This window comes from Acinetobacter sp. ANC 7912 (assembly GCF_039862785.1).
GTDB lineage: Bacteria > Pseudomonadota > Gammaproteobacteria > Pseudomonadales > Moraxellaceae > Acinetobacter > Acinetobacter thermotolerans.
Genome location: NZ_CP156795.1, coordinates 207,936 through 228,215, shown reverse-complemented (window position 1 = coordinate 228,215; position 20,280 = coordinate 207,936). Strand labels below are relative to the sequence as shown.

Annotated in this window: 14 protein-coding genes, 2 tRNA genes and 3 rRNA genes; 7 read left to right on the top strand and 12 right to left on the bottom strand. The window is 44.9% G+C overall.

What is annotated here, in order from left to right:
- Positions 1 to 124: 124 nt before the first annotated feature.
- The 9 genes from ABEF84_RS01110 to def form a co-directional block, all read right to left on the bottom strand.
- On the bottom strand, positions 125 to 1,327 hold the full coding sequence (locus tag ABEF84_RS01110; protein ID WP_347455452.1) for an MFS transporter: 1,203 nt from the start codon (positions 1,325 to 1,327) through the stop codon (positions 125 to 127).
- A gap of 132 nt (positions 1,328 to 1,459) precedes the next feature.
- Positions 1,460 to 1,574: ribosomal RNA gene (rrf, locus tag ABEF84_RS01105) — 5S ribosomal RNA — on the bottom strand.
- A 172-nt stretch (positions 1,575 to 1,746) separates the two neighbouring features.
- Positions 1,747 to 4,635, bottom strand: a 23S ribosomal RNA gene (locus ABEF84_RS01100).
- A 396-nt stretch (positions 4,636 to 5,031) separates the two neighbouring features.
- Positions 5,032 to 5,107: transfer RNA gene (locus tag ABEF84_RS01095), tRNA-Ala, on the bottom strand.
- Between the two features lie 57 nt (positions 5,108 to 5,164).
- Positions 5,165 to 5,241: transfer RNA gene (locus ABEF84_RS01090), tRNA-Ile, on the bottom strand.
- 61 nt (positions 5,242 to 5,302) lie between these two features.
- Positions 5,303 to 6,840 (bottom strand): 16S ribosomal RNA (locus ABEF84_RS01085).
- Together the 16S, 23S and 5S rRNA genes with 2 tRNA genes alongside form the textbook arrangement of a ribosomal RNA operon.
- A gap of 594 nt (positions 6,841 to 7,434) precedes the next feature.
- Positions 7,435 to 9,474 carry a TonB-dependent copper receptor gene (locus ABEF84_RS01080; RefSeq protein ID WP_347453432.1) on the bottom strand — a complete coding sequence of 680 codons (2,040 nt, stop codon included), beginning with the start codon at positions 9,472 to 9,474 and terminating at the stop codon, positions 7,435 to 7,437.
- A 72-nt stretch (positions 9,475 to 9,546) separates the two neighbouring features.
- Positions 9,547 to 9,963 carry a DUF2946 family protein gene (locus tag ABEF84_RS01075; RefSeq protein WP_347453431.1) on the bottom strand — a complete coding sequence of 139 codons (417 nt, stop codon included), beginning with the start codon at positions 9,961 to 9,963 and terminating at the stop codon, positions 9,547 to 9,549.
- Between the two features lie 91 nt (positions 9,964 to 10,054).
- Positions 10,055 to 10,585: a peptide deformylase gene (gene def, locus ABEF84_RS01070; RefSeq protein WP_034582549.1), complete on the bottom strand. Its 531-nt coding sequence runs from the start codon at positions 10,583 to 10,585 to the stop codon at positions 10,055 to 10,057.
- 121 nt (positions 10,586 to 10,706) lie between these two features.
- Here def and ABEF84_RS01065 point away from each other — a divergent pair, with 121 nt between their 5' ends.
- From ABEF84_RS01065 to ABEF84_RS01055, 3 genes are all read left to right on the top strand, one after another.
- Positions 10,707 to 11,861 carry a LysM peptidoglycan-binding domain-containing protein gene (locus ABEF84_RS01065; protein ID WP_347453430.1) on the top strand — a complete coding sequence of 385 codons (1,155 nt, stop codon included), beginning with the start codon at positions 10,707 to 10,709 and terminating at the stop codon, positions 11,859 to 11,861.
- A gap of 96 nt (positions 11,862 to 11,957) precedes the next feature.
- On the top strand, positions 11,958 to 13,097 hold the full coding sequence (dprA, locus tag ABEF84_RS01060) for a DNA-processing protein DprA (RefSeq protein WP_347456124.1): 1,140 nt from the start codon (positions 11,958 to 11,960) through the stop codon (positions 13,095 to 13,097).
- 41 nt (positions 13,098 to 13,138) lie between these two features.
- Positions 13,139 to 13,714 carry a Sua5/YciO/YrdC/YwlC family protein gene (locus tag ABEF84_RS01055; protein ID WP_347453429.1) on the top strand — a complete coding sequence of 192 codons (576 nt, stop codon included), beginning with the start codon at positions 13,139 to 13,141 and terminating at the stop codon, positions 13,712 to 13,714.
- Positions 13,715 to 14,153: 439 nt separating this feature from the next.
- Here ABEF84_RS01055 and ABEF84_RS01050 read toward each other — a convergent pair whose 3' ends face one another.
- Positions 14,154 to 15,053: a DMT family transporter gene (locus tag ABEF84_RS01050; protein WP_347453428.1), complete on the bottom strand. Its 900-nt coding sequence runs from the start codon at positions 15,051 to 15,053 to the stop codon at positions 14,154 to 14,156.
- A 218-nt stretch (positions 15,054 to 15,271) separates the two neighbouring features.
- On the opposite strand from ABEF84_RS01050, the gene ABEF84_RS01045 reads away from it, so the two are divergent.
- Together ABEF84_RS01045 and ABEF84_RS01040 are read left to right on the top strand one after the other, a co-directional pair.
- Positions 15,272 to 15,817 (top strand): glutathione peroxidase, encoded by a 546-nt coding sequence (locus ABEF84_RS01045; RefSeq protein ID WP_347453427.1) that lies wholly within the window; start codon positions 15,272 to 15,274, stop codon positions 15,815 to 15,817.
- A gap of 211 nt (positions 15,818 to 16,028) precedes the next feature.
- Entirely contained in the window at positions 16,029 to 16,388 is a 360-nt protein-coding gene (locus ABEF84_RS01040) for an RcnB family protein (protein WP_347473730.1), read from the top strand.
- Between the two features lie 63 nt (positions 16,389 to 16,451).
- Here the strand turns inward: ABEF84_RS01040 and ABEF84_RS01035 are convergent, their stop codons facing one another.
- Both ABEF84_RS01035 and tnpA read right to left on the bottom strand, forming a co-directional pair.
- Positions 16,452 to 17,603: an IS4-like element ISAbe18 family transposase gene (locus ABEF84_RS01035; protein WP_004646736.1), complete on the bottom strand. Its 1,152-nt coding sequence runs from the start codon at positions 17,601 to 17,603 to the stop codon at positions 16,452 to 16,454.
- Between the two features lie 203 nt (positions 17,604 to 17,806).
- Positions 17,807 to 18,220 (bottom strand): IS200/IS605 family transposase, encoded by a 414-nt coding sequence (gene tnpA, locus ABEF84_RS01030; RefSeq protein ID WP_075167884.1) that lies wholly within the window; start codon positions 18,218 to 18,220, stop codon positions 17,807 to 17,809.
- A 20-nt stretch (positions 18,221 to 18,240) separates the two neighbouring features.
- Here tnpA and ABEF84_RS01025 point away from each other — a divergent pair, with 20 nt between their 5' ends.
- The gene (locus ABEF84_RS01025; RefSeq protein ID WP_034586922.1) at positions 18,241 to 19,299 is read left to right on the top strand and encodes an RNA-guided endonuclease TnpB family protein; all 1,059 of its coding nucleotides are present in this window, start codon (positions 18,241 to 18,243) and stop codon (positions 19,297 to 19,299) included.
- Between the two features lie 132 nt (positions 19,300 to 19,431).
- Positions 19,432 to 20,025 carry a hypothetical protein gene (locus ABEF84_RS01020; RefSeq protein ID WP_347453425.1) on the top strand — a complete coding sequence of 198 codons (594 nt, stop codon included), beginning with the start codon at positions 19,432 to 19,434 and terminating at the stop codon, positions 20,023 to 20,025.
- The last annotated feature ends 255 nt before the right edge of the window (positions 20,026 to 20,280 follow it).

The following is a 20,280-nucleotide window of genomic DNA, read 5'->3' as shown; positions in this document are numbered from 1 at the left end:
GAAAATAGATCAAAGATGAAAGCCGAGCATTTTAGCATGAATTCGCCCCGGCTTGCTTGATTATAATTTATACAATAATGGTTTTAAGCCCTGATTCAGGAATATATTTCCGAGGTAACTGAGCTTACTCTACCGTAGTTGGCTTTAAACGTTGCGCTAATGCAATACCAACCATCAGGATCAAGCCAATAAATAAAGATAAACCCAGCCATCCGGCATTTTCCCAGACCAGGCCACTCGAGCTACCAAGGAAACTTGAACCGAGGTAATAGCAGAATAAATATAGAGATGATCCGACTGCCCGATACTGTAAGGATTGCACCGATACCCAACTACTCGCTGTTGAATGAGCTGCAAAGAAAGAAAAAGTAAAAATCAGCAAGCCAATAAAGACCACAACCAAATTATTGATCAGCATCAGAGCCAGGCCCAACAACATCGTACCCAACATAGTGGCCAAAACTTGAAATCGTCCATACTTTCGGCTCCAGGCTGCTGCACGTGGCGAACTATAAATACCGGACAGGTAAGTAATCGAAATTAAACCAATCCAGAAATGCGAGAGTTCAAAAGGTGCCTGAATCAACCGATAGCTGAGATAGTTAAATACTGAAACAAAACAGCCCATCAGAATAAAGCCTTGCAGGAACAGGATTCGAAGCTTAGAATCACTCAGATTCTGTCGAAATGCTCTAACAAAGCGGCTGAATTTAATCGGATAGGCCTGAAAATATCTGGACTTAGGCAATAGAAAATAAAAGATCGTGGCAATACACAGATTCAGTAGTCCAATAATCAAAGTTGCGGATTGCCAGGAAATAAAATCCACCAATGTGCCTGCAATCAAGCGCCCACTCATCCCGCCAATTGCCGTCCCGGAAATATACAGCCCCATGGCAAAGCCAACATCTTTGGCTGCCAATTCTTCCCCGATATAGGTCATCGCGACAGCCGCTACCCCACTCACCGTTAAACCAATGAAGACACGAGTCGCCAAAAATACCGACCAGACCGGCAGTAAAGCACTCAGTAACAGCAATACTGAAACCGAGAATAAAGACCACACCATAATCGGTTTACGGCCAAAACGATCCGAAATTAGCCCTGTAAAAATCAGGCCTACAGCTAATGCGACGGTAGAAAATGAAAGCGGGAAACTGCTTTGCGTCGGAGAAACATCAAAATAATGAGCCAAAATCGGCATCATCGGCTGGACACAGTACAATGAAGAGAAAATCGCAAAGCCAGCCAAAAATAAAGAAAATAAAACCGCTTTAAAGGCAGATGAACCATATTCAATATGGCTTGAAGATGAATTTAAGGACATATCAGCTCCGTGAACCTACCCAGTATACGCTGATCCTGCTGATTGTCTGTTATTGTTTTAATGTGCAAAATAAAATCCACACACACAAAAAAAACACCCCCGACCTTTTGATCGGGGGTGTCTGGAATAATGAGCTGGCGATGACTTACTCTCACATGGCAAACGCCACACTACCATCAGCGCGAAGAGGTTTCACTTCTGAGTTCGGGAAGGGATCAGGTGGTTCACTCTTGCTATGGTCGCCAGCACAACTGGGATGGATACTCGCTTGGTCTTAGGTTTGCGCCAAGGTTTTTTCCAAATGAGTTATTAACAGGATAATCTGAGTTGAACATTGTATCTAGCATTTCAACTAAATCAAGTTGCTTTGATGCTTTATGAATCAATTGTTGCTTTGTATACAACTGCTTGGGCGTTGTATAGTCAAGCCTCACGAGCAATTAGTATTGGTCAGCTTCATGCATCACTGCACTTCCACACCCAACCTATCAACGTCCTAGTCTCGAACGGCTCTTTAGAGGACATAAAGTCCTAGGGAAATCTAATCTTGAGGTAGGCTTCCCGCTTAGATGCTTTCAGCGGTTATCCCTTCCGAACATAGCTACCCGGCGATGCGACTGGCGTCACAACCGGTACACCAGAGGTTCGTCCACTCTGGTCCTCTCGTACTAGGAGCAGATCCTCTCAAATTTCCAGCGCCCACGGTAGATAGGGACCGAACTGTCTCACGACGTTCTAAACCCAGCTCGCGTACCTCTTTAAATGGCGAACAGCCATACCCTTGGGACCTGCTTCAGCCCCAGGATGAGATGAGCCGACATCGAGGTGCCAAACACCGCCGTCGATATGAACTCTTGGGCGGTATCAGCCTGTTATCCCCAGAGTACCTTTTATCCGTTGAGCGATGGCCCTTCCATACAGAACCACCGGATCACTAAGACCTACTTTCGTACCTGCTCGACTTGTGGGTCTCGCAGTTAAGCGCGCTTTTGCCTTTATACTCTACGCGTGATTTCCGACCACGCTGAGCGCACCTTCGTACTCCTCCGTTACTCTTTAGGAGGAGACCGCCCCAGTCAAACTACCCACCAGACACGGTCCTCGTCCCGGATTACGGGACAGAGTTAGAACCTCAATATTACCAGGGTGGTATTTCAAGATTGGCTCCATAGCAACTAGCGTCGCTACTTCAAAGCCTCCCACCTATCCTACACAAGTAAGATCAAAGTTCAGTGTCAAGCTGCAGTAAAGGTTCACGGGGTCTTTCCGTCTAGCCGCGGGTACACCGCATCTTCACGGCGAATTCGATTTCACTGAGCCTCTGCTGGAGACAGCGCCGCCATCATTATGCCATTCGTGCAGGTCGGAACTTACCCGACAAGGAATTTCGCTACCTTAGGACCGTTATAGTTACGGCCGCCGTTTACTGGGGCTTCGATCAAGAGCTTCGCTTACGCTAACCCCATCAATTAACCTTCCAGCACCGGGCAGGCATCACACCCTATACGTCCACTTTCGTGTTTGCAGAGTGCTATGTTTTTAATAAACAGTTGCAGCGGCCTGGTTTCTGAGGCTGTCAACAGCTCAAGGAGCAAGTCCTATCACCATCGACAGCGTACCTTCTCCCGAAGTTACGGTACCATTTTGCCTAGTTCCTTCAGCAGAGTTCTCTCAAGCGCTTTGGTCTACTCGACCTGACCACCTGTGTCGGTTTCGGGTACGATTCCAGTGTAACTGAAGCTTAGAGACTTTTCCTGGAAGTATGGTATCAGCCACTTCACCAGTAAACTGGCTTGCTATCAGATCTCAGCATAGAGCACCCCGGATTTGCCTAAGATGCATGCCTACTTCCTTCCACCTGGACAACCAACGCCAGGCTGACTTAACCTTCTCCGTCCTCTCATCGCATTACACTGAAGTATTGGAATATTAACCAATTTCCCATCGACTACGCCTCTCGGCCTCGCCTTAGGGGTCGACTCACCCAGCCCCGATTAACGTTGGACTGGAACCCTTGGTCTTTCAGCGAACGGGTTTTTCACCCGTTTTGTCGTTACTCACGTCAGCATTCGCACTTCTGATACCTCCAGCATGCTTCTCAACACACCTTCATTGGCTTACAGAACGCTCCCCTACCACTTACGCATAAGCGTAAATCCGCAGCTTCGGTACATAGTTTTAGCCCCGTTACATCTTCCGCGCAGGCCGACTCGACTAGTGAGCTATTACGCTTTCTTTAAAGGGTGGCTGCTTCTAAGCCAACCTCCTAGCTGTCTATGCCTTCCCACATCGTTTCCCACTTAACTATGATTTTGGGACCTTAGCTGGCGGTCTGGATTGTTTTCCTCTTGACTACGGACGTTAGCACCCGCAGTCTGTCTCCCGGATAGTACTCATTGGTATTCGGAGTTTGCATCGGTTTGGTAAGTCGGGATGACCCCCTAGCCGAAACAGTGCTCTACCCCCAATGGTATTCGTCCGAGGCGCTACCTAAATAGCTTTCGGGGAGAACCAGCTATCACCGAGTTTGATTAGCCTTTCACCCCTATCCACAAGTCATCCCCTGGCTTTTCAACGACAGTGGGTTCGGTCCTCCAGTTAGTGTTACCCAACCTTCAACCTGCTCATGGATAGATCACCCGGTTTCGGGTCTACACCCAGCAACTATACGCCCTATTAAGACTCGATTTCTCTACGGCTCCCCTACACGGTTAACCTCGCTACTGAATGTAAGTCGCTGACCCATTATACAAAAGGTACGCAGTCACCCCGAAGGGCTCCCACTGCTTGTATGCATGCGGTTTCAGGATCTATTTCACTCCCCTCACAGGGGTTCTTTTCGCCTTTCCCTCACGGTACTGGTTCACTATCGGTCAGTCAGGAGTATTTAGCCTTGGAGGATGGTCCCCCCATATTCAGACAAGGTTTCACGTGCCTCGCCCTACTCGACATCATCATATCAGCCCTTTCGTGTACAGGACTATCACCCACTATGGTTGCACTTCCCAGAGCATTCCACTAAAACTGATATGACTTAATGGGCTGTTCCCCGTTCGCTCGCCGCTACTGAGGGAATCTCAATTGATTTCTTTTCCTACGGGTACTGAGATGTTTCACTTCTCCGCGTTCGCCTCATAAACCTATGTATTCAGTTTATGATACCGACCTTATAGCCGGTGGGTTTCCCCATTCAGACATCTCCGGATCACAGGATATTTGCCGCCTCCCCGAAGCTTTTCGCAGGCTATCACGTCTTTCATCGCCTCTGACTGCCAAGGCATCCACCACATGCACTTAATTACTTGACTATACAACCCCAAACAGTCGTTACACCTACAAGTCAGTGTAGCAACAAGTTCCACCAGTAAACTGGCTTCTCTTACAGTTTGTTGTTCTGTGCACTTAAGCACCGTACAGCTTCAATTAGATTCACGTACCAAAACGCTTGATTCAGTTAATTTCGCTAGTTCTCATTCAATCACTTCAACGATTCAACTTGCGTCGTCTCATTTCCGCTCTCTTATGAGATTGAACAAATTATTTCAACTCAAATATATTCTGTTAATGATTTTTCTCGTCTTCGTCAGACCGAGAAACTGTGATAAATCACAGAGATTAGTAAGTGGTGCGTAGTATACGCTTCCATTTCACTAATCTCTATAAGCTATCAAACTGTTTGCTTATTACGTATTCGAACGAATACGTGGTGGAGACTAGGAGAGTCGAACTCCTGACCTCCTGCGTGCAAAGCAGGCGCTCTACCAACTAAGCTAAGTCCCCAGCTTATCAATAAGTCAATGTATCGTTCCGTTTCTGTATGAATCGCTTCGTCAGTAGTGGTGGGTCTGACAAGACTTGAACTTGTGACCCCACGCTTATCAAGCGTGTGCTCTAACCAACTGAGCTACAGACCCTCAGATACATCGTCATGAAGAACAACTTGTTGTGGATTCTTACCGATCGTCAATCTTTCGTTAAGGAGGTGATCCAGCCGCAGGTTCCCCTACGGCTACCTTGTTACGACTTCACCCCAGTCATCGGCCACACCGTGGTAAGCGTCCTCCTTACGGTTAGACTACCTACTTCTGGTGCAACAAACTCCCATGGTGTGACGGGCGGTGTGTACAAGGCCCGGGAACGTATTCACCGCGGCATTCTGATCCGCGATTACTAGCGATTCCGACTTCACGCAGTCGAGTTGCAGACTGCGATCCGGACTACGATCGGCTTTTTGAGATTAGCATCTGCTCGCGCAGTAGCAACCCTTTGTACCGACCATTGTAGCACGTGTGTAGCCCTGGCCGTAAGGGCCATGATGACTTGACGTCGTCCCCGCCTTCCTCCAGTTTGTCACTGGCAGTATCCTTAAAGTTCCCATCCGAAATGCTGGCAAGTAAGGAAAAGGGTTGCGCTCGTTGCGGGACTTAACCCAACATCTCACGACACGAGCTGACGACAGCCATGCAGCACCTGTATCTAAGTTCCCGAAGGCACCAATCCATCTCTGGAAAGTTCTTAGTATGTCAAGGCCAGGTAAGGTTCTTCGCGTTGCATCGAATTAAACCACATGCTCCACCGCTTGTGCGGGCCCCCGTCAATTCATTTGAGTTTTAGTCTTGCGACCGTACTCCCCAGGCGGTCTACTTATCGCGTTAGCTGCGCCACTAAAGCCTCAAAGGCCCCAACGGCTAGTAGACATCGTTTACGGCATGGACTACCAGGGTATCTAATCCTGTTTGCTCCCCATGCTTTCGCACCTCAGCGTCAGTATTAGGCCAGATGGCTGCCTTCGCCATCGGTATTCCTCCAGATCTCTACGCATTTCACCGCTACACCTGGAATTCTACCATCCTCTCCCATACTCTAGCTTCCCAGTATCGAATGCAATTCCCAAGTTAAGCTCGGGGATTTCACATCCGACTTAAAAAGCCGCCTACGCGCGCTTTACGCCCAGTAAATCCGATTAACGCTTGCACCCTCTGTATTACCGCGGCTGCTGGCACAGAGTTAGCCGGTGCTTATTCTGCGAGTAACGTCCACTTATCCCAGGTATTAACCAGGTAAGCCTCCTCCTCGCTTAAAGTGCTTTACAACCAAAAGGCCTTCTTCACACACGCGGCATGGCTGGATCAGAGTTGCCTCCATTGTCCAATATTCCCCACTGCTGCCTCCCGTAGGAGTCTGGGCCGTGTCTCAGTCCCAGTGTGGCGGATCATCCTCTCAGACCCGCTACAGATCGTCGCCTTGGTAGGCCTTTACCCCACCAACTAGCTAATCCGACTTAGGCTCATCTATTAGCGCAAGGTCCGAAGATCCCCTGCTTTCCCCCGTAGGGCGTATGCGGTATTAGCGTCCCTTTCGAAACGTTGTCCCCCACTAATAGGCAGATTCCTAAGCATTACTCACCCGTCCGCCGCTAAGAATCAGTAGCAAGCTACCTATCTCCGCTCGACTTGCATGTGTTAAGCCTGCCGCCAGCGTTCAATCTGAGCCATGATCAAACTCTTCAGTTAAAATCATTTTGTACTTTAGTTAAGACAAAGTACTTAATTCTGGCTCATCAATTACTGACAAAAATTCGCTCAAATAAACTTCGAGTAATTTCTACCATTAATCAATGAAAATATATTCAATCGATCAACCGGTAAAAATCCACACAAGTTATTCTTCATAATCTCTTAATGATCGTCTTCATGCTTCGTCAGCATCAAGCTAGGTCGGCTATATTACGCTTTCTAAAATGAAAGTCAACTGGTAATGCAAATTATTTTTAAACTTTCTTTCTAAAACCCAACTTAACCACTTTATGCTAAGTTACTGTTTTATCAGAAGTTTTAATTAACATCACCGCCGATGGATGTGCATTCTACAGCATTTCAGAGGGCTTGCAACACCTTTTTCAAAACTCTTGAATCGTATGTTTATTTTATAATCCAACAAATTCATAAATTACTGTTTTATTTATATAAAATATTTTAAGAAAAATGTTTATTATTTTATTTAGAAACACATATTTAACATAAGATATTGAATTTAATTATTTTAATCTCATTAAAAAAAAGAAAAGCAGAGCCTAAGCCCTGCTTTTCGTATTCAATTTAGTCAAATCAGAATTTCATGCTGACACGCGCCCAGTAATTGCGTCCGATATTGTTAAATTGTTCTGTCGCTGCTAATCCAACTCCAGCATTGCCCATTTTATTTAAGTGTTCAGTATAAGTACGGTCAAAGACATTATCGACACCTATAGATAAATCCACGCCTTCATTCACATGATAAGTCCCGTTTAAAGACAGTGTACCAAAACCTGCACTCTTCTTATTATGGTCATACCCTACGATATTGCCTTCACGTTCACTAATGCGGTTTTGACTATCGACCAGACGCCAGTAAGCACCTAAAGTGTAATTATCCTGGATATAACGTAGATTCACTCGCGCTTCCAAAGGCGAAATTTGTGGCAACGGCGTATTATCTGTGGTGTTTTCACCCCAGGCATACATGGCACTGACGTCTGCCTGAATTGCATCAGTAAACTGATAACCAATACCGGCTTCTGCACCTGCAATGGTTGCATCCACATTACGGGTATGTGCCTCTAGCATTCCCATATCACCTGTTGGCAAATAAGTGGTGAGGATGTAATCCTGAATGAGCCCAGCATAAGCGGATGCCCAGGAGTTGAATTTTCCATGTGCATGCTGATAACCAAGATCAAGCTGTAATGTCTTTTCGGTATCAATATTTTTAAAGGTATTTAACTGCCCATTACCTGATTTTGGGCTGAACAATTCCCAATAATCCGGCATACGTTCTACATAGCCTAAACCAATATAGGTTTTGCCATCGTCATATTCTGGGTGATGATTCTCAAAACGGAAAAACGCACTTGGCAATGTTTCTTTACGTTCCTGATTTGACTGAACAGCGTCAACTTTAACCTGATCCAAACGCAAGCCCGACACCAGTTTATTGTTGTCACCGACTTGATAACTCAATTCACCAAAACCACCAATTGACTGGAATTCCATATCTTTGCTGCGTGGCAGATTTTGATAAGGAATATTACGATCAGTATCTGTCTTCCGAATTGTATGCTCGTTATTCTGCGTATCTACACCCGTGATCAGTTCAAATTTATCCCATTCCTGGGTAACAGCCATACGTGCATTTAAGGTTTTACGCGTAACATTCGTTCCTGTTTCCTTTGGCATCATCATGGTTGGTTTAAAATCACGAAGGCTATAATTGTCCATCACATGGTCGTTATAGTTATAATTCACTTGCGCTTCGATTTTCTTAATGACATCGGTGACATTTTTCTTTTCGACACGCAAACCTAGGCTTTCACGGGCAAACTTGGAACCATCCATCATCCGGCCAGCATAAACCGCCTCACCATCAGCTTTACCACCGGTCAGTTCTACCCAAGTGTCTTCATCCGGCGTCCAGCCTAGTGCCAGATCTGCATTCCAGCGTTCCCAATCCGATGGCACTGTTCTACCATCGCCATCCTGATAACTGTCAGAGACAGAACGATTGGTATTGAGGCGGATATATTTGTTTTCATCACCGACTGCAGCTTCAACATTCTGATCCAGACGGCCATAGGAACCCATCAGCACACTGGCCTGACCACGGTATTTTTTATCCTGATCAAATTGTTCTGGGTTACGCTCAAAAATTACCGTCGCAGCTGAACCGGTATTGGCATACTGAACGGTTTGCGGACCTTTGATTACCGAAATCCGGTCATAGCTTTCTGGGGAAATATAAGAGGTTGGCGAATCCATCCGGCTTGGGCAGGCACCGAGGTTTTCTGTGCCATCGGTCAGGATTTTAATGCGTGAACCAAACATGCCACGGAAGGTCACATCGCCATTGGTGCCTGCACCGCTATTTACCGAACTAAAGCCAACAATGCTTTGTAAATAATCAGCACCATCGGTTGCCGGTACAGGCTGGATCGGCTGTTTTGGATCAGCACGTACAATCAGGCCATTGGCATCATTACCGGCAGCCGAAGTCACCACAATCGGTGCCATCGTCTGCACAGGGATATGTTCATTTGCCGCCACTGCTGATGAATAACAGGCAACACAAACCGCAGCCGCAAGTGGCTGTAGAAAAAATTGAGGCTGAGCCATTTTCTATCTCACTGAATACATAAATTGAACACGGCCTAAGTCACTGAAGACCCAAGCAAAAACAACGTGGATTTATGCAAACAATGGAGGTGCCCTGCCCTGCGGGAGCAAAAATAGCTGCTGTAGTACAAACCAGACATGACTATAGGCACGTTTAAAGGCAATCAGTCGAACTTGAATCCGGTCCAGAACTTCCTTGACGTCTAATTCAGGTGGCAAGACCAGGTTGCCGTAAACCGTACAATACTGGCACTGATGACTGGCATCGTGTTCATGTTCGGCAAAGTCCGATGACATGACATGCTGATTTGCAGCGCTATGCGGGGAATGATGTTCGGAATGAACAAAAGATTTTAATAAAAGTGCACGCGTGATGGTCTCACAGACCGGAGCAATCTGGTATTGCTTCGGCAGCAACGGCTGTAAAAATACAGCGATCTGCAAGAACACGGCTGCAAAGGAAAGCAGCAGCCCACTACGTATCACCATAGGAGAAAGGCAAATAAAAATTTGTCACTTCCGAGTATAACAAAGCCCAGTCGAAACTGGGCTAGTAAAATGCGTCAAGGCGACGAAATTTTTAGCGTTTTACCGCAACTTTGGCTTTCTCACGTTGGCGTTGTGCTTTTTCAATTTTTTCACGGGCACGCTGGCGTTTTAGGGGCGACAAATAATCCACGAAAAGTTTACCATTTAAATGGTCCATTTCATGCTGGATACATACTGCGAGCAGGCCATCGGCCTCAATCTCAAATGCTTGACCTTCAAGATTAATTGCTTGAATTTTTACACGTGACGGACGCTCAACTTTATCGTATATTTGAGGAACTGATAGACAGCCTTCTTCGTATGGCTGTGTTTCTTCAGTCAATGGTGTAATTTTGGGGTTAATGAACACCATGGGTTGATCTTTATTTTCAGATAAGTCCATGACAATCAGCTGAATATGACGATCGACTTGTGTCGCGGCTAAACCAATGCCTGGCGCTTCATACATGGTTTCAAACATATCTGCAGCGAGCTGACGAATTTCATCAGTAACTTCTTCGACTGGTTGTGCAATGGTACGAAGACGGGGATCAGGGAAACTTAAAATAGGTAATAAGGCCATACTGCGTCCTCAATTATGCCATTGATCAAAAAACCAAATGAAGGGAATGCTTCATTAAAAAATTGTGTGTAAGATCGTTATTATAACGCAACTTACATACATAATTTTAGGAATTATGATAATGAAAAAGGTTTTGAAGGGCATGCCATCTTTTAGTGCCTTGGGGTTTAAAAATCAGATGCTCGCACTCGCCGTGTGTGTGGGTGTCAGTATGGGGACTATTTCAACCGCAGACGCAGCAATCGCGCGTAATGTGAACCCACCGAGCCTAAAGGCTTCTGCACCAAACGTGTATGTGGTGAAAAAAGGTGACACATTATGGGATATTTCCAAACGTTTCCTAAAGAATCCAGTGCGCTGGCCAGAAATCTGGGCAGGCAATAAACATGTGAAAAATCCACACTGGATTTTCCCGGGTGACCGCCTGTTGATGTGTGACTATCAGGGCCGTCCAATCATTGGCAAAGATGAAGGTGATGGCTGTACCGGTATCATCAACCGCTACCTCGGCACAGACAAGTTACAGCCACAAGTACGTGTTGAGTCTCTGAACAATACTATTCCTGTGATTCCTTTAGCGCATATCCAGCAATGGCTGGAACGCTATACTGTTCTGCCTGCAGATTCTGTTGAAGGCACACCTTATATCCTCGGTACAGCCGATCAGCGCGTACTGGCAGGTAAAGGCCAGAAAGTGTATGCACGTGGTAATGGCCTGCAAGTGGGTCAACGCTATGCGGTTTACCGTGAAGCTGAGCCATATGTCTTCACCGATGCCAACGGTAAGAAATACACCGCTGCACTTGAACTACAACAAGTCGCTTCCGGTATTGCAGTACGTGGTGAAGGCGATGTCACTACCCTGGAATTAACCGACAGCTACAATGCCGAAGTGCGTCGTGGTGACCGTGTTCTACCAGAATACGATCCAATGCTGCCTACCCTGTTCTATCCGGTGAATGCAGAAAACGTGACTAACGGTGGTCAGATCGTCCGTGTCCTTGGTTCGATTGGTACCGCAGCGCGTCATAGTGTCGTAACGATTGACCGCGGTACAGCACACGGCGTGCAGTCTGGTCATGTGTTCAGTGTAAACCAGCAAGGTGAAATCGTGACTGATCCGAAAACCAAAGAGCGCGTGCAGCTTCCAGGTGAGCGTATTGGTAACGTGATGGTCTTCAAAACCTTTGACCAGCTGAGCTACGCCTACGTCTTGGATAGCGAACTGCCAATCAAGGTTGGTGCAAGCATTCAGCCACCACTGCTGGATGAATAATCTGTAAGTAATTCCGGATGATGCTGTTCGCAGCATCATCTCCCATTTCAAAATTTAGAATAAATAAAAATAAGAAGACGCAATATAGGTCTCGACATGCTGCATACGCTTTCTACGCATCAACTCGACACAATCCGTCTCTGGTATTTGGTACAACATTCTCTTTCCAGCTTTTATAAGCTCTATCACCATTATAATGATCTGGCCCAAGCCACTCGTCTTGATCAGTTTGAAACCTGGCGTAAACTGGGTCTGCATAAAAATCATCTGCAACGCCTGCAAGATTTTCATTCCGCAGAATCACAAAGCCAGTTTCAGCGCTGTCTGGATAGCATTCAGTCCAGCTGTGACTTTATCCTGCTCCAGGATGAGGTGAACTACCCTCAACAGCTCAGTCCCTATGACAATCGCCCACCGATTCTGTTTGGTCAGGGCAAAATGGATAGCTTGTTACAGGCGCAAATCGCCATTGTTGGGAGTCGCAAGCCCAGTACCCATGGCCGGCAAATGGCTTATGATTTTGCCTACTATCTGAGTGAACAGGGCTTTTATATCAATAGTGGTCTAGCAGAAGGGATTGATGAAGCCGCACATCGGGCCGCTTTGCAGCAGCACCGCACCATTGCCGTGATGGGTACCGGACTGGATCAAACCTATCCCTCGGTCAATCAAATGTTAAGAAAACAGATTCTGGAAACTGGTGGAACAATCATTACCGAATTTCTGCCGGGTACACCTCCCCTACAGCAACATTTCCCACGGCGTAACCGTATTGTTAGTGGACTAAGCCTCGGTGTGATTGTGGCAGAAGCGGCATTGCAAAGCGGCTCACTGATTACCGCCAAATGGGCTGCAGAACAGGGCAAAACCGTGTTTGCCATTCCGGGACATATCTATAGCGAATATCATAAAGGCTGTCATCAGCTGATTCGGGAGGGGGCGATTCTGATTGACCATCCGCAGCAAGTGATTGAAGACCTGGCTTTGGCAACCCAATGGCAAATTTCTGCTCAACCATTCAGTTCAGTATCTGATGAATCAGAACAAATTGAAATTCCACAGCATCTTCTTCCTCTCTACAACCAGCTGGACTGGATCGGGCAGGATCTAGATCAGATCAGCCTTCAGCTGAATCAGGATGTCTCCACCGTGACCGCCCAGCTAATGGAACTGGAGCTTCTTGGGCTAAGTACCCAGCAGGCCGGCATGTTTCTGCGTTGTCGTACCAGCAAATAAGGTTCACAATAGCCCTTTATTGTTTTGAAAAAGGTATATACATGATCACCACCTCTGTTGCCGAAGCAGCAGCATGCCTTAAACAGGGAGAAGTGTTGGCATATCCTACAGAGGCTGTATGGGGTTTAGGCTGTGACCCTTATAATGAACAGGCTTTTCATGAAATTCTGCAACTGAAACATCGCCCGATGGAAAAAGGCGTGATTCTTCTGGCAGGACATATCTCCCAAGTCGAGCATCTGCTGGAAACCCTCTCTCCCGAAATCCGCGAACGCGTGATTGCCTCATGGACCAACCGTAGCATCTCGGAACGTGCCACCACCTGGCTATTACCTGCCAATGCAGATATTCCGGCGTGGATCAAAGGCAATCATCCGAAGGTTGCGGTACGCGTGACCACGCATCCCCTCTGTGTCGCCTTGTGTCAGGCCTTTGGCGGCTTTATTGTGTCGACCAGCGCCAATCCTGCTGGCGAGAATCCTGCCCGTTCACTGCAAGATGCCATCCAGTATTTTAAAGATTCGGAAACGCTGAATTATCTGAATGGGGATCTAGGACTGAGTCAGGAACCAAGCAAGATTATTGATGCTGTCACCGGTGAAGTGATCCGCGCTTAAGCACGGATCTACCTGGTCGGGGCCTACAAGCCGACCGTAGTTTTAAGACAAAAAAAAACTCAGCCATATAGGGATGGCTGAGCATAAAAAAGGATGTGTAAAACACATCCAGAGGGTTCGAAAATCTCTGGGAGTTTGATAAATCAGGAAATTTTCTGAAGCATCATTCTCGATGTGGTTATTATGTGAGAAAGTGAATCGGATCACAAATACAATAAAAATCTTTTATTTATACTTTTTAAGTATTACTGGTGATTCAAAATTGGACAAAATTCAAATTATCTTGCTATTTTTATTCTGATTTTATTCAGAAGCTTGGAATTTATTATTCGTTTTTACATTCAAAATAAGGATATTTACCGTCTCATCCTATTAGAATAAATTGATCAACTGACTATTTATTAATCAATTTATTCTTTCATAAAATCTAAAGACCCGCTTAGACCTTGAGTTTAGGCGTATATTGCGCCAGGAAAATCCCGAATAAAATCACTATGCCACCTATGGTGTGGTAAACCGTCCAGGACTCACCCAGCCACAGATAAGCAATCAGAGCAGTAAACACTGGCATCAGGTTCATAAAAATACTGCTGCGGTTGGGGCCAAGCAGTTGTACCGCCAGCATCCATAAAAATGGCGCAGCAATGGAAGGAAAAATCCCCGCATAAACAATACTGCTGGCATTCTGGCTATTGATTGGATCCAGACCGGTCCAGAGAATCATCGGGATATGCAGCAAGATACTAAAACAGACCTGTATATAGAGGCTTTGAATCAACGGCATCTGCAATTGCCATTTTTTCAGGAAAATCCCGTAGCAGGCATAGAAAAATACGGCGATCAGCATCAGCACATCGCCGATATAAGTATTGCTGAAATTCAGCAAATGTCCCCACTGCCCTTGTGCCATCACATACATCAGACCACAGATCGACAGGAAACTACCGATAATCGCCGTGATCGCAGGTCGCACATGCAACACGAAGATACCCACAATAATAGTAAACACCGGAATAAAGGCATTGATCAGACCCATATTGGTCGCAGTAGTATAGTGCGCCGAGGTATAGGCCAAGCCCTGATACAGTACCATACCGAAGGCACTCAGCACAGCAAGTTTACCCAAGTGTGGGCGAATATTGGACCAGCTACGGATCACTTGCGGCAGCACAAACGGCGTCAGGATCAGCAGCGCCAGAATCCAGCGGTAAAAACTGATGCTCACCGGTGAAATGTAGTCCGCCACATAACGGTTCACGGTCATGTTCAGCGACCAGATCAGTATCGCAGCCAGTGGTAATAAAAATGCCCACCACACTACCTTGTGTTTCTGTGTCATATGCTCATCCATAAAGTCTATCGGCTTATGATTCCAACATGCCGGAATCAGATTTGACCCATTGTTCAGTCAGGTAGGCAAGCATAATTGATTTTTCACACAAAATTAATGCACAGAATAAAATTTACTTCACTGCGCTACAGCTTTTGACTTGTATAGAGACTAAATACCCGCTACAACATTTGACAGGATAAACACATCAAAAAACAGGACTTCAAATGAGCACTTCCGTCTACAATATTCCAGTCACCAGCATTCAGGGCGCAGAATTCACCTTAAACCAGTATCAGGGCAAGGTACTGTTAATTGTCAATGTCGCTTCCAAATGCGGCCTGACCCCACAATATGAGGGCCTGCAAAAACTGTATAGTGAGAAAAAGGCTGAGGGCCTGGAAATCTTGGGTTTTCCATCCAATGATTTTCTGGAACAGGAACCCGGTAGCGAAAAGGAAATCCAGGACTTCTGTTCTACGAATTATCAGGTAGAGTTCCCGCTGTTTGCTAAAATCCGCGTGGTGGGTGAAGCCAAACATCCGCTGTATGCCGCATTAACTCAAGCTATTCCGGAACGTACCGGTGAAGGCCCATGGTGGAAAGATCTGGTCGATTATGGCCTAACACCAAATGAGCCACCTGAAGTGTTGTGGAATTTTGAGAAATTCTTAGTGAATAAAAACGGCGAAGTGATCGCTCGCTTTGCACCAGACATTACGGCTGATGATCCAAGAATCGTTGATGCAATTAATGCTGAATTAGCTAAATAAGCTGTAACAGTAATGTAAGCATCTTGCATAGATCAGGATGCTTATATTTTTAATTTAGAAACAATGGCTTATATCAATAAATTCACCCTATAATATTCTGCTACATTTCTTCTTGATTTTAATATTTCAGCTACAATCCCTTCAATTTCAAACACATCTGCCGGCCTATTATGAGCTCATACACAAACAAACCGCCATATTAAGGTGAAGTATGAAAACTCTAGTAAAAGCCATTGTTTTATCGATCTCAACTGCAGTCGCTGCGACATCTGCTATGGCTGCACCGCAAGACCATCAGCAGCACAAACCGCATACTCAACAATTGCATAAGGCACCTCAACATCATGCACCAAAGCATAAACAGGTCTATAAAAAAGTAGATCCTTCACGTGATTGGCGAGTAGGCCAGAAAGTCCCAAGCCAGTATCAAAGCAAAATCTATAAGATAGATCACAGCAAATACAAAAAGCTGAGTAAACCAGGTCGCAACCCGCAATGGATCAAAGTGAATGGTGACTACGTTCTGATGAATGTGGTTAACGATAAGGTTATCAAGATTATTGCAGGCTAAGTCTTAAGCCTGTCCTCCTCGGGAAAAAAGAGCGCTTCGGCGCCATTGCTGTCCCACAATTTTTCACAAGAGGAAGCTCATTTGAGCTTCCTCTTGTTTTATGGGTATTTTATCGGGTGAAAATAAAGCTTTTAAAGTTCTTCTTTCAAACAAATTCACTTGAATTATTCTGAGTAAACGTTGAACTGTCCAACCTGTTTTCCCTAAATGTTGAGCGAAACTCACCAATAAATAGGCGATCATCGCAATCCAGATTTGTGTCTGAATTGCGTTCCTGCTGCGGCCTAGAAACGCTTTTAATTTGAGATTCTGCTTAATCGCCTTAAAGAACAGCTCAACTTTCCAACGATCTTTATAAATCGCCGCAATGGTGGAGGCGGCTAAATGAAAGTTATTGCTGAGAAAGCTAAAGTGCTTGCCACTTTGCTGATCTCTATATTCAATTCTTCTTAACACTGGGGCTTTTCTTTTTAGAGCATGTGCGCTATTCAGCTGAATGGTTTCATCTTTTAGAATACCTTTGGATTCAAGCACTGGATGTTGCTGGATTACCTGATACACAGATTTAGGCCTAAAACGTGTGACAAATCCAATGTTTTGAGCAGTCAGATTTGCATACCATTGGTAATCGACATAGCCTTTATCAAAAACTACAATGCTGCCAGCAGGAAACTGGAATTTGCGGCCTTGTACCATGTCATTTTCTTTGCCATTTTCAACTGCAACAAACTCAGGAATATCATTGCTGTGATTCAATCCTATGCTGAGTTTCATGCTGGCTTTTGAGTCGTGAACTTTGGCCCATTCACATAAGGAAAGCGACAGGTCAATATGACTGGCATCCAAGGAATACAAGGGATTCTTAAAGCGAAATTTATGAGCTACTTTTGAGTGTTCATAGTATTTAAGCAACTTGTAAAATAGCTGTTGATACAAGGCAGCAGGCTGCTGCTCATTGATTCGTGCCAGCGTGCTTCGGGGAATAGACTTTGCTCCGAGATGACTTAGCTTTTCCTGTTGGCACTCCAAATTGGACTGAATATCTCTCAGACTTTGCCTACAAGAGAATTGAGACATCAATATGGCAATAAACTGATCCCACCGGGAAGCCGCTCTAAATTTCTGTCCAACATGGTGTACTTTAGCAAGTTGTTCAAAATCCTGTCGCACAACAGGTTTAATTAGCTCATGAAATACGGTATTCTGATGTGACAAAACCTGAATCCTGGTCGTTAAAGTGTTTGTTTGCACTCATATTTTAACTGTTAGGACTCAGGTTTTTTTATTTAAAGCAAACTATGGGACAGCAGTGGCTTCGGCGCTCTTTTTTATCCCTTTAGCCGTAAAACCTCGCCCTTCAGGGCGGGGATATAAGGCTGCAATCCGCTAGTCCCCCTTGTGGGGATTAGCTAGGATTGCTAATGCGGTGTTTGCTGTTGTTGGATATATTGTTTAATAATCCCAATGGGAGCACCTCCACACGATGCAGCGAAATAACTAGGCGACCACAAAGCATTCCCCCATAATTTGTTTTTAATTTCAGGGTGTTTAGTTCTTAAAATACGACTAGATGCACCTTTTAGGCTGTTAACCAAGCTAGAAATAGCTACTTTTGGTGGATAGTTCACAAGTAAATGAACATGATCATGCTCACCATCAAATTCTACCAACTTAGCTTCAAAGTCTAAGCAAATGCGCTTGAATACTTCATTCATAGTTTCGAGCATAGCTTTGGTAAAAACATCTCTACGATATTTAGCCACAAAGACTAAATGAACGTGCATATTAAAAACACAGTGACGACCTGTTCTAATCTCTTGACTATTATCCATAGACCAAATATATTTTAGTGATGAAGACACTTAAATTACGCATAAAAGACAAACATTGCAAGGTGCTAGACCAATTGGCATCTGAAGTTAACTTTGTCTGGAACTATGTCAATGATTTGTGTTTTAAACACTTGCAAAGAAAACAACAATTCTTTTCAGCTTACGATATTGCTAAATACACGAAAGGTACATCAAAAGAGTGCAATTTGCACAGCCAAACCATACAGGCAGTTGCGGAAGAATTAGTTACTCGAAGAAAGCAATTTAAAAAAGCCAAGCTAAAATGGCGTGTCAGTAACAAAAAAAATGCTAGACGTTCTCTCGGTTGGATTCCATTTAAAAAAGTGGCGGTGAAATATGCCGATGGGTATGTCCAATACGGCAAGCATCAATTCAAGCTATGGGACAGTTACGGACTAAGTAAATACAATGTTAAAACAGGCTCGTTTGTCGAGGATAGCCGAGGGCGTTGGTATGTATGTCTTGTGGTTGATTCAATTAAAACAGAGAAAACCACCGCTAAAACCTCAATTGGCATTGATCTAGGACTCAAAGACCTTGCGACTTGCTCAGATGGTGTAAAGTTCAAAGCGCCTAAAATCTATCGTCAATATGAACAAAAACTTGGTATTGCTCAAAGAGCAAGAAATAAAAAACGTGTCAAAGCGATTCATGCCAAGATCAAAAATCTACGTCAAAATATGCTGCATCAATTCAGTCATAAACTGGTGAATGAACATGCAGCCATCTTCGTTGGTAATGTGAATGCCAAAGCATTGGCACAGACAAAATTAGCTAAGTCTGTACTCGATGCAGGTTGGACGACCTTAAGAACCATGCTCAAGTATAAATGCGAGAACGCAGGGGTATGGTATGAAGAAGTCAATGAAGCCTATACCACCCAAACTTGCTCGTGCTGCGGCTCACGCTCCAGTAGTCTGAAAGGTAGAGCAGGACTTGGAATAAGAGAATGGCAGTGTGTGGAGTGCGGTACATTCCACGATAGAGATATAAACTCAGCACTGAATATTCTTGCGCTCGGACATGGGCGTCTCGCAGGAGGAATCTCCGTCCTTTAGGTCGGAGAGGATGTCAAGCCCGCAAGCTTTTGAATCAGTTTTTTGTTATTCATTTGCAAATCTCCGTATTTTCTCCAAATTGTATCCTTATATTAGTACCTGTCCGCAGTAACCCATGATGAGCCCAGTACAATGAAATTCAAGCAGATTCTTCAGAACAGCATTATACCTTTTGCCCTTTTTGCAGGTGCAATTGCACTATTGGGCTGCGAACAGGAATCAGCACCGGCTTCTCATGCTGAAAAGCCAGTCCAGCAGGAAACCGCTGAGCAAGTGGAGCGACAAGACACTACTGAAGTACGCACGCCATCTGTGAACCTGAAAAGCGGCAATATGTTCTATATCGTGCGTGATGTGGCGGATCTGCAGCTCAAAGCGGGCGACTATGTGGAGCAGCTCAAGCAGACTCAAACTGAGCTGGAAACTGCAATTGACAGCAAAGACACAGCTCAACTGCAAACTGCTGCGACTCAGTTACAACAGCAACTGAAAGGCTTTAACCAGACACTCAGCAGCCTGAACCTGAAAAGCCAGGAAGTGGATCAGGTACGTAGCAATATCATGAGCGCTAATCATCAGGCCCTGGCTTCTCCCTTCCTGAATGGTCAGGTAGATCTGAGCAAAGTGGACTTTAAAAAGCTGGAACAGCAAATGAGCAATGTTCAGTTGGAAATGCTAAAACTGGCAGCGATGATGATTCCGGAAGGTTCTAAAGAAGACAGTTAAGAATTAAAATATTGATGAAGCCCATTTATAAAATGGGCTTTTTCAGTTTAAGCAACTCTACTTATTTCATTTAAAGCGATGGAAGGAGGACTTGAGGGCTTTTATTAAAATTGGATTCAGCATGGCTAAATTAGATCGTAATTCGAGAACTTCAATCAGTTGATAATAAAATCATATACTTTTATTAATTAGATTATAATTTGCCCATTATGAATAATTAAAAATACATATGAAAAAAATTTTACTTATTGTGTT

Excerpts from the sequence above, each read along its gene's own strand:
- ABEF84_RS01110 (WP_347455452.1), bottom strand. The coding sequence starts at position 1,327 with ATGTCCTTAAATTCATCTTCAAGCCATATTGAATATGGTTCATCTGCC.
- ABEF84_RS01080 (WP_347453432.1), bottom strand. The coding sequence starts at position 9,474 with ATGGCTCAGCCTCAATTTTTTCTACAGCCACTTGCGGCTGCGGTTTGT.
- ABEF84_RS01075 (WP_347453431.1), bottom strand. The coding sequence starts at position 9,963 with ATGGTGATACGTAGTGGGCTGCTGCTTTCCTTTGCAGCCGTGTTCTTG.
- def (WP_034582549.1), bottom strand. The coding sequence starts at position 10,585 with ATGGCCTTATTACCTATTTTAAGTTTCCCTGATCCCCGTCTTCGTACC.
- ABEF84_RS01065 (WP_347453430.1), top strand. The coding sequence starts at position 10,707 with ATGAAAAAGGTTTTGAAGGGCATGCCATCTTTTAGTGCCTTGGGGTTT.
- dprA (WP_347456124.1), top strand. The coding sequence starts at position 11,958 with ATGCTGCATACGCTTTCTACGCATCAACTCGACACAATCCGTCTCTGG.
- ABEF84_RS01055 (WP_347453429.1), top strand. The coding sequence starts at position 13,139 with ATGATCACCACCTCTGTTGCCGAAGCAGCAGCATGCCTTAAACAGGGA.
- ABEF84_RS01050 (WP_347453428.1), bottom strand. The coding sequence starts at position 15,053 with ATGACACAGAAACACAAGGTAGTGTGGTGGGCATTTTTATTACCACTG.
- ABEF84_RS01045 (WP_347453427.1), top strand. The coding sequence starts at position 15,272 with ATGAGCACTTCCGTCTACAATATTCCAGTCACCAGCATTCAGGGCGCA.
- ABEF84_RS01040 (WP_347473730.1), top strand. The coding sequence starts at position 16,029 with ATGAAAACTCTAGTAAAAGCCATTGTTTTATCGATCTCAACTGCAGTC.
- tnpA (WP_075167884.1), bottom strand. The coding sequence starts at position 18,220 with ATGGATAATAGTCAAGAGATTAGAACAGGTCGTCACTGTGTTTTTAAT.
- ABEF84_RS01025 (WP_034586922.1), top strand. The coding sequence starts at position 18,241 with ATGAAGACACTTAAATTACGCATAAAAGACAAACATTGCAAGGTGCTA.
- ABEF84_RS01020 (WP_347453425.1), top strand. The coding sequence starts at position 19,432 with ATGAAATTCAAGCAGATTCTTCAGAACAGCATTATACCTTTTGCCCTT.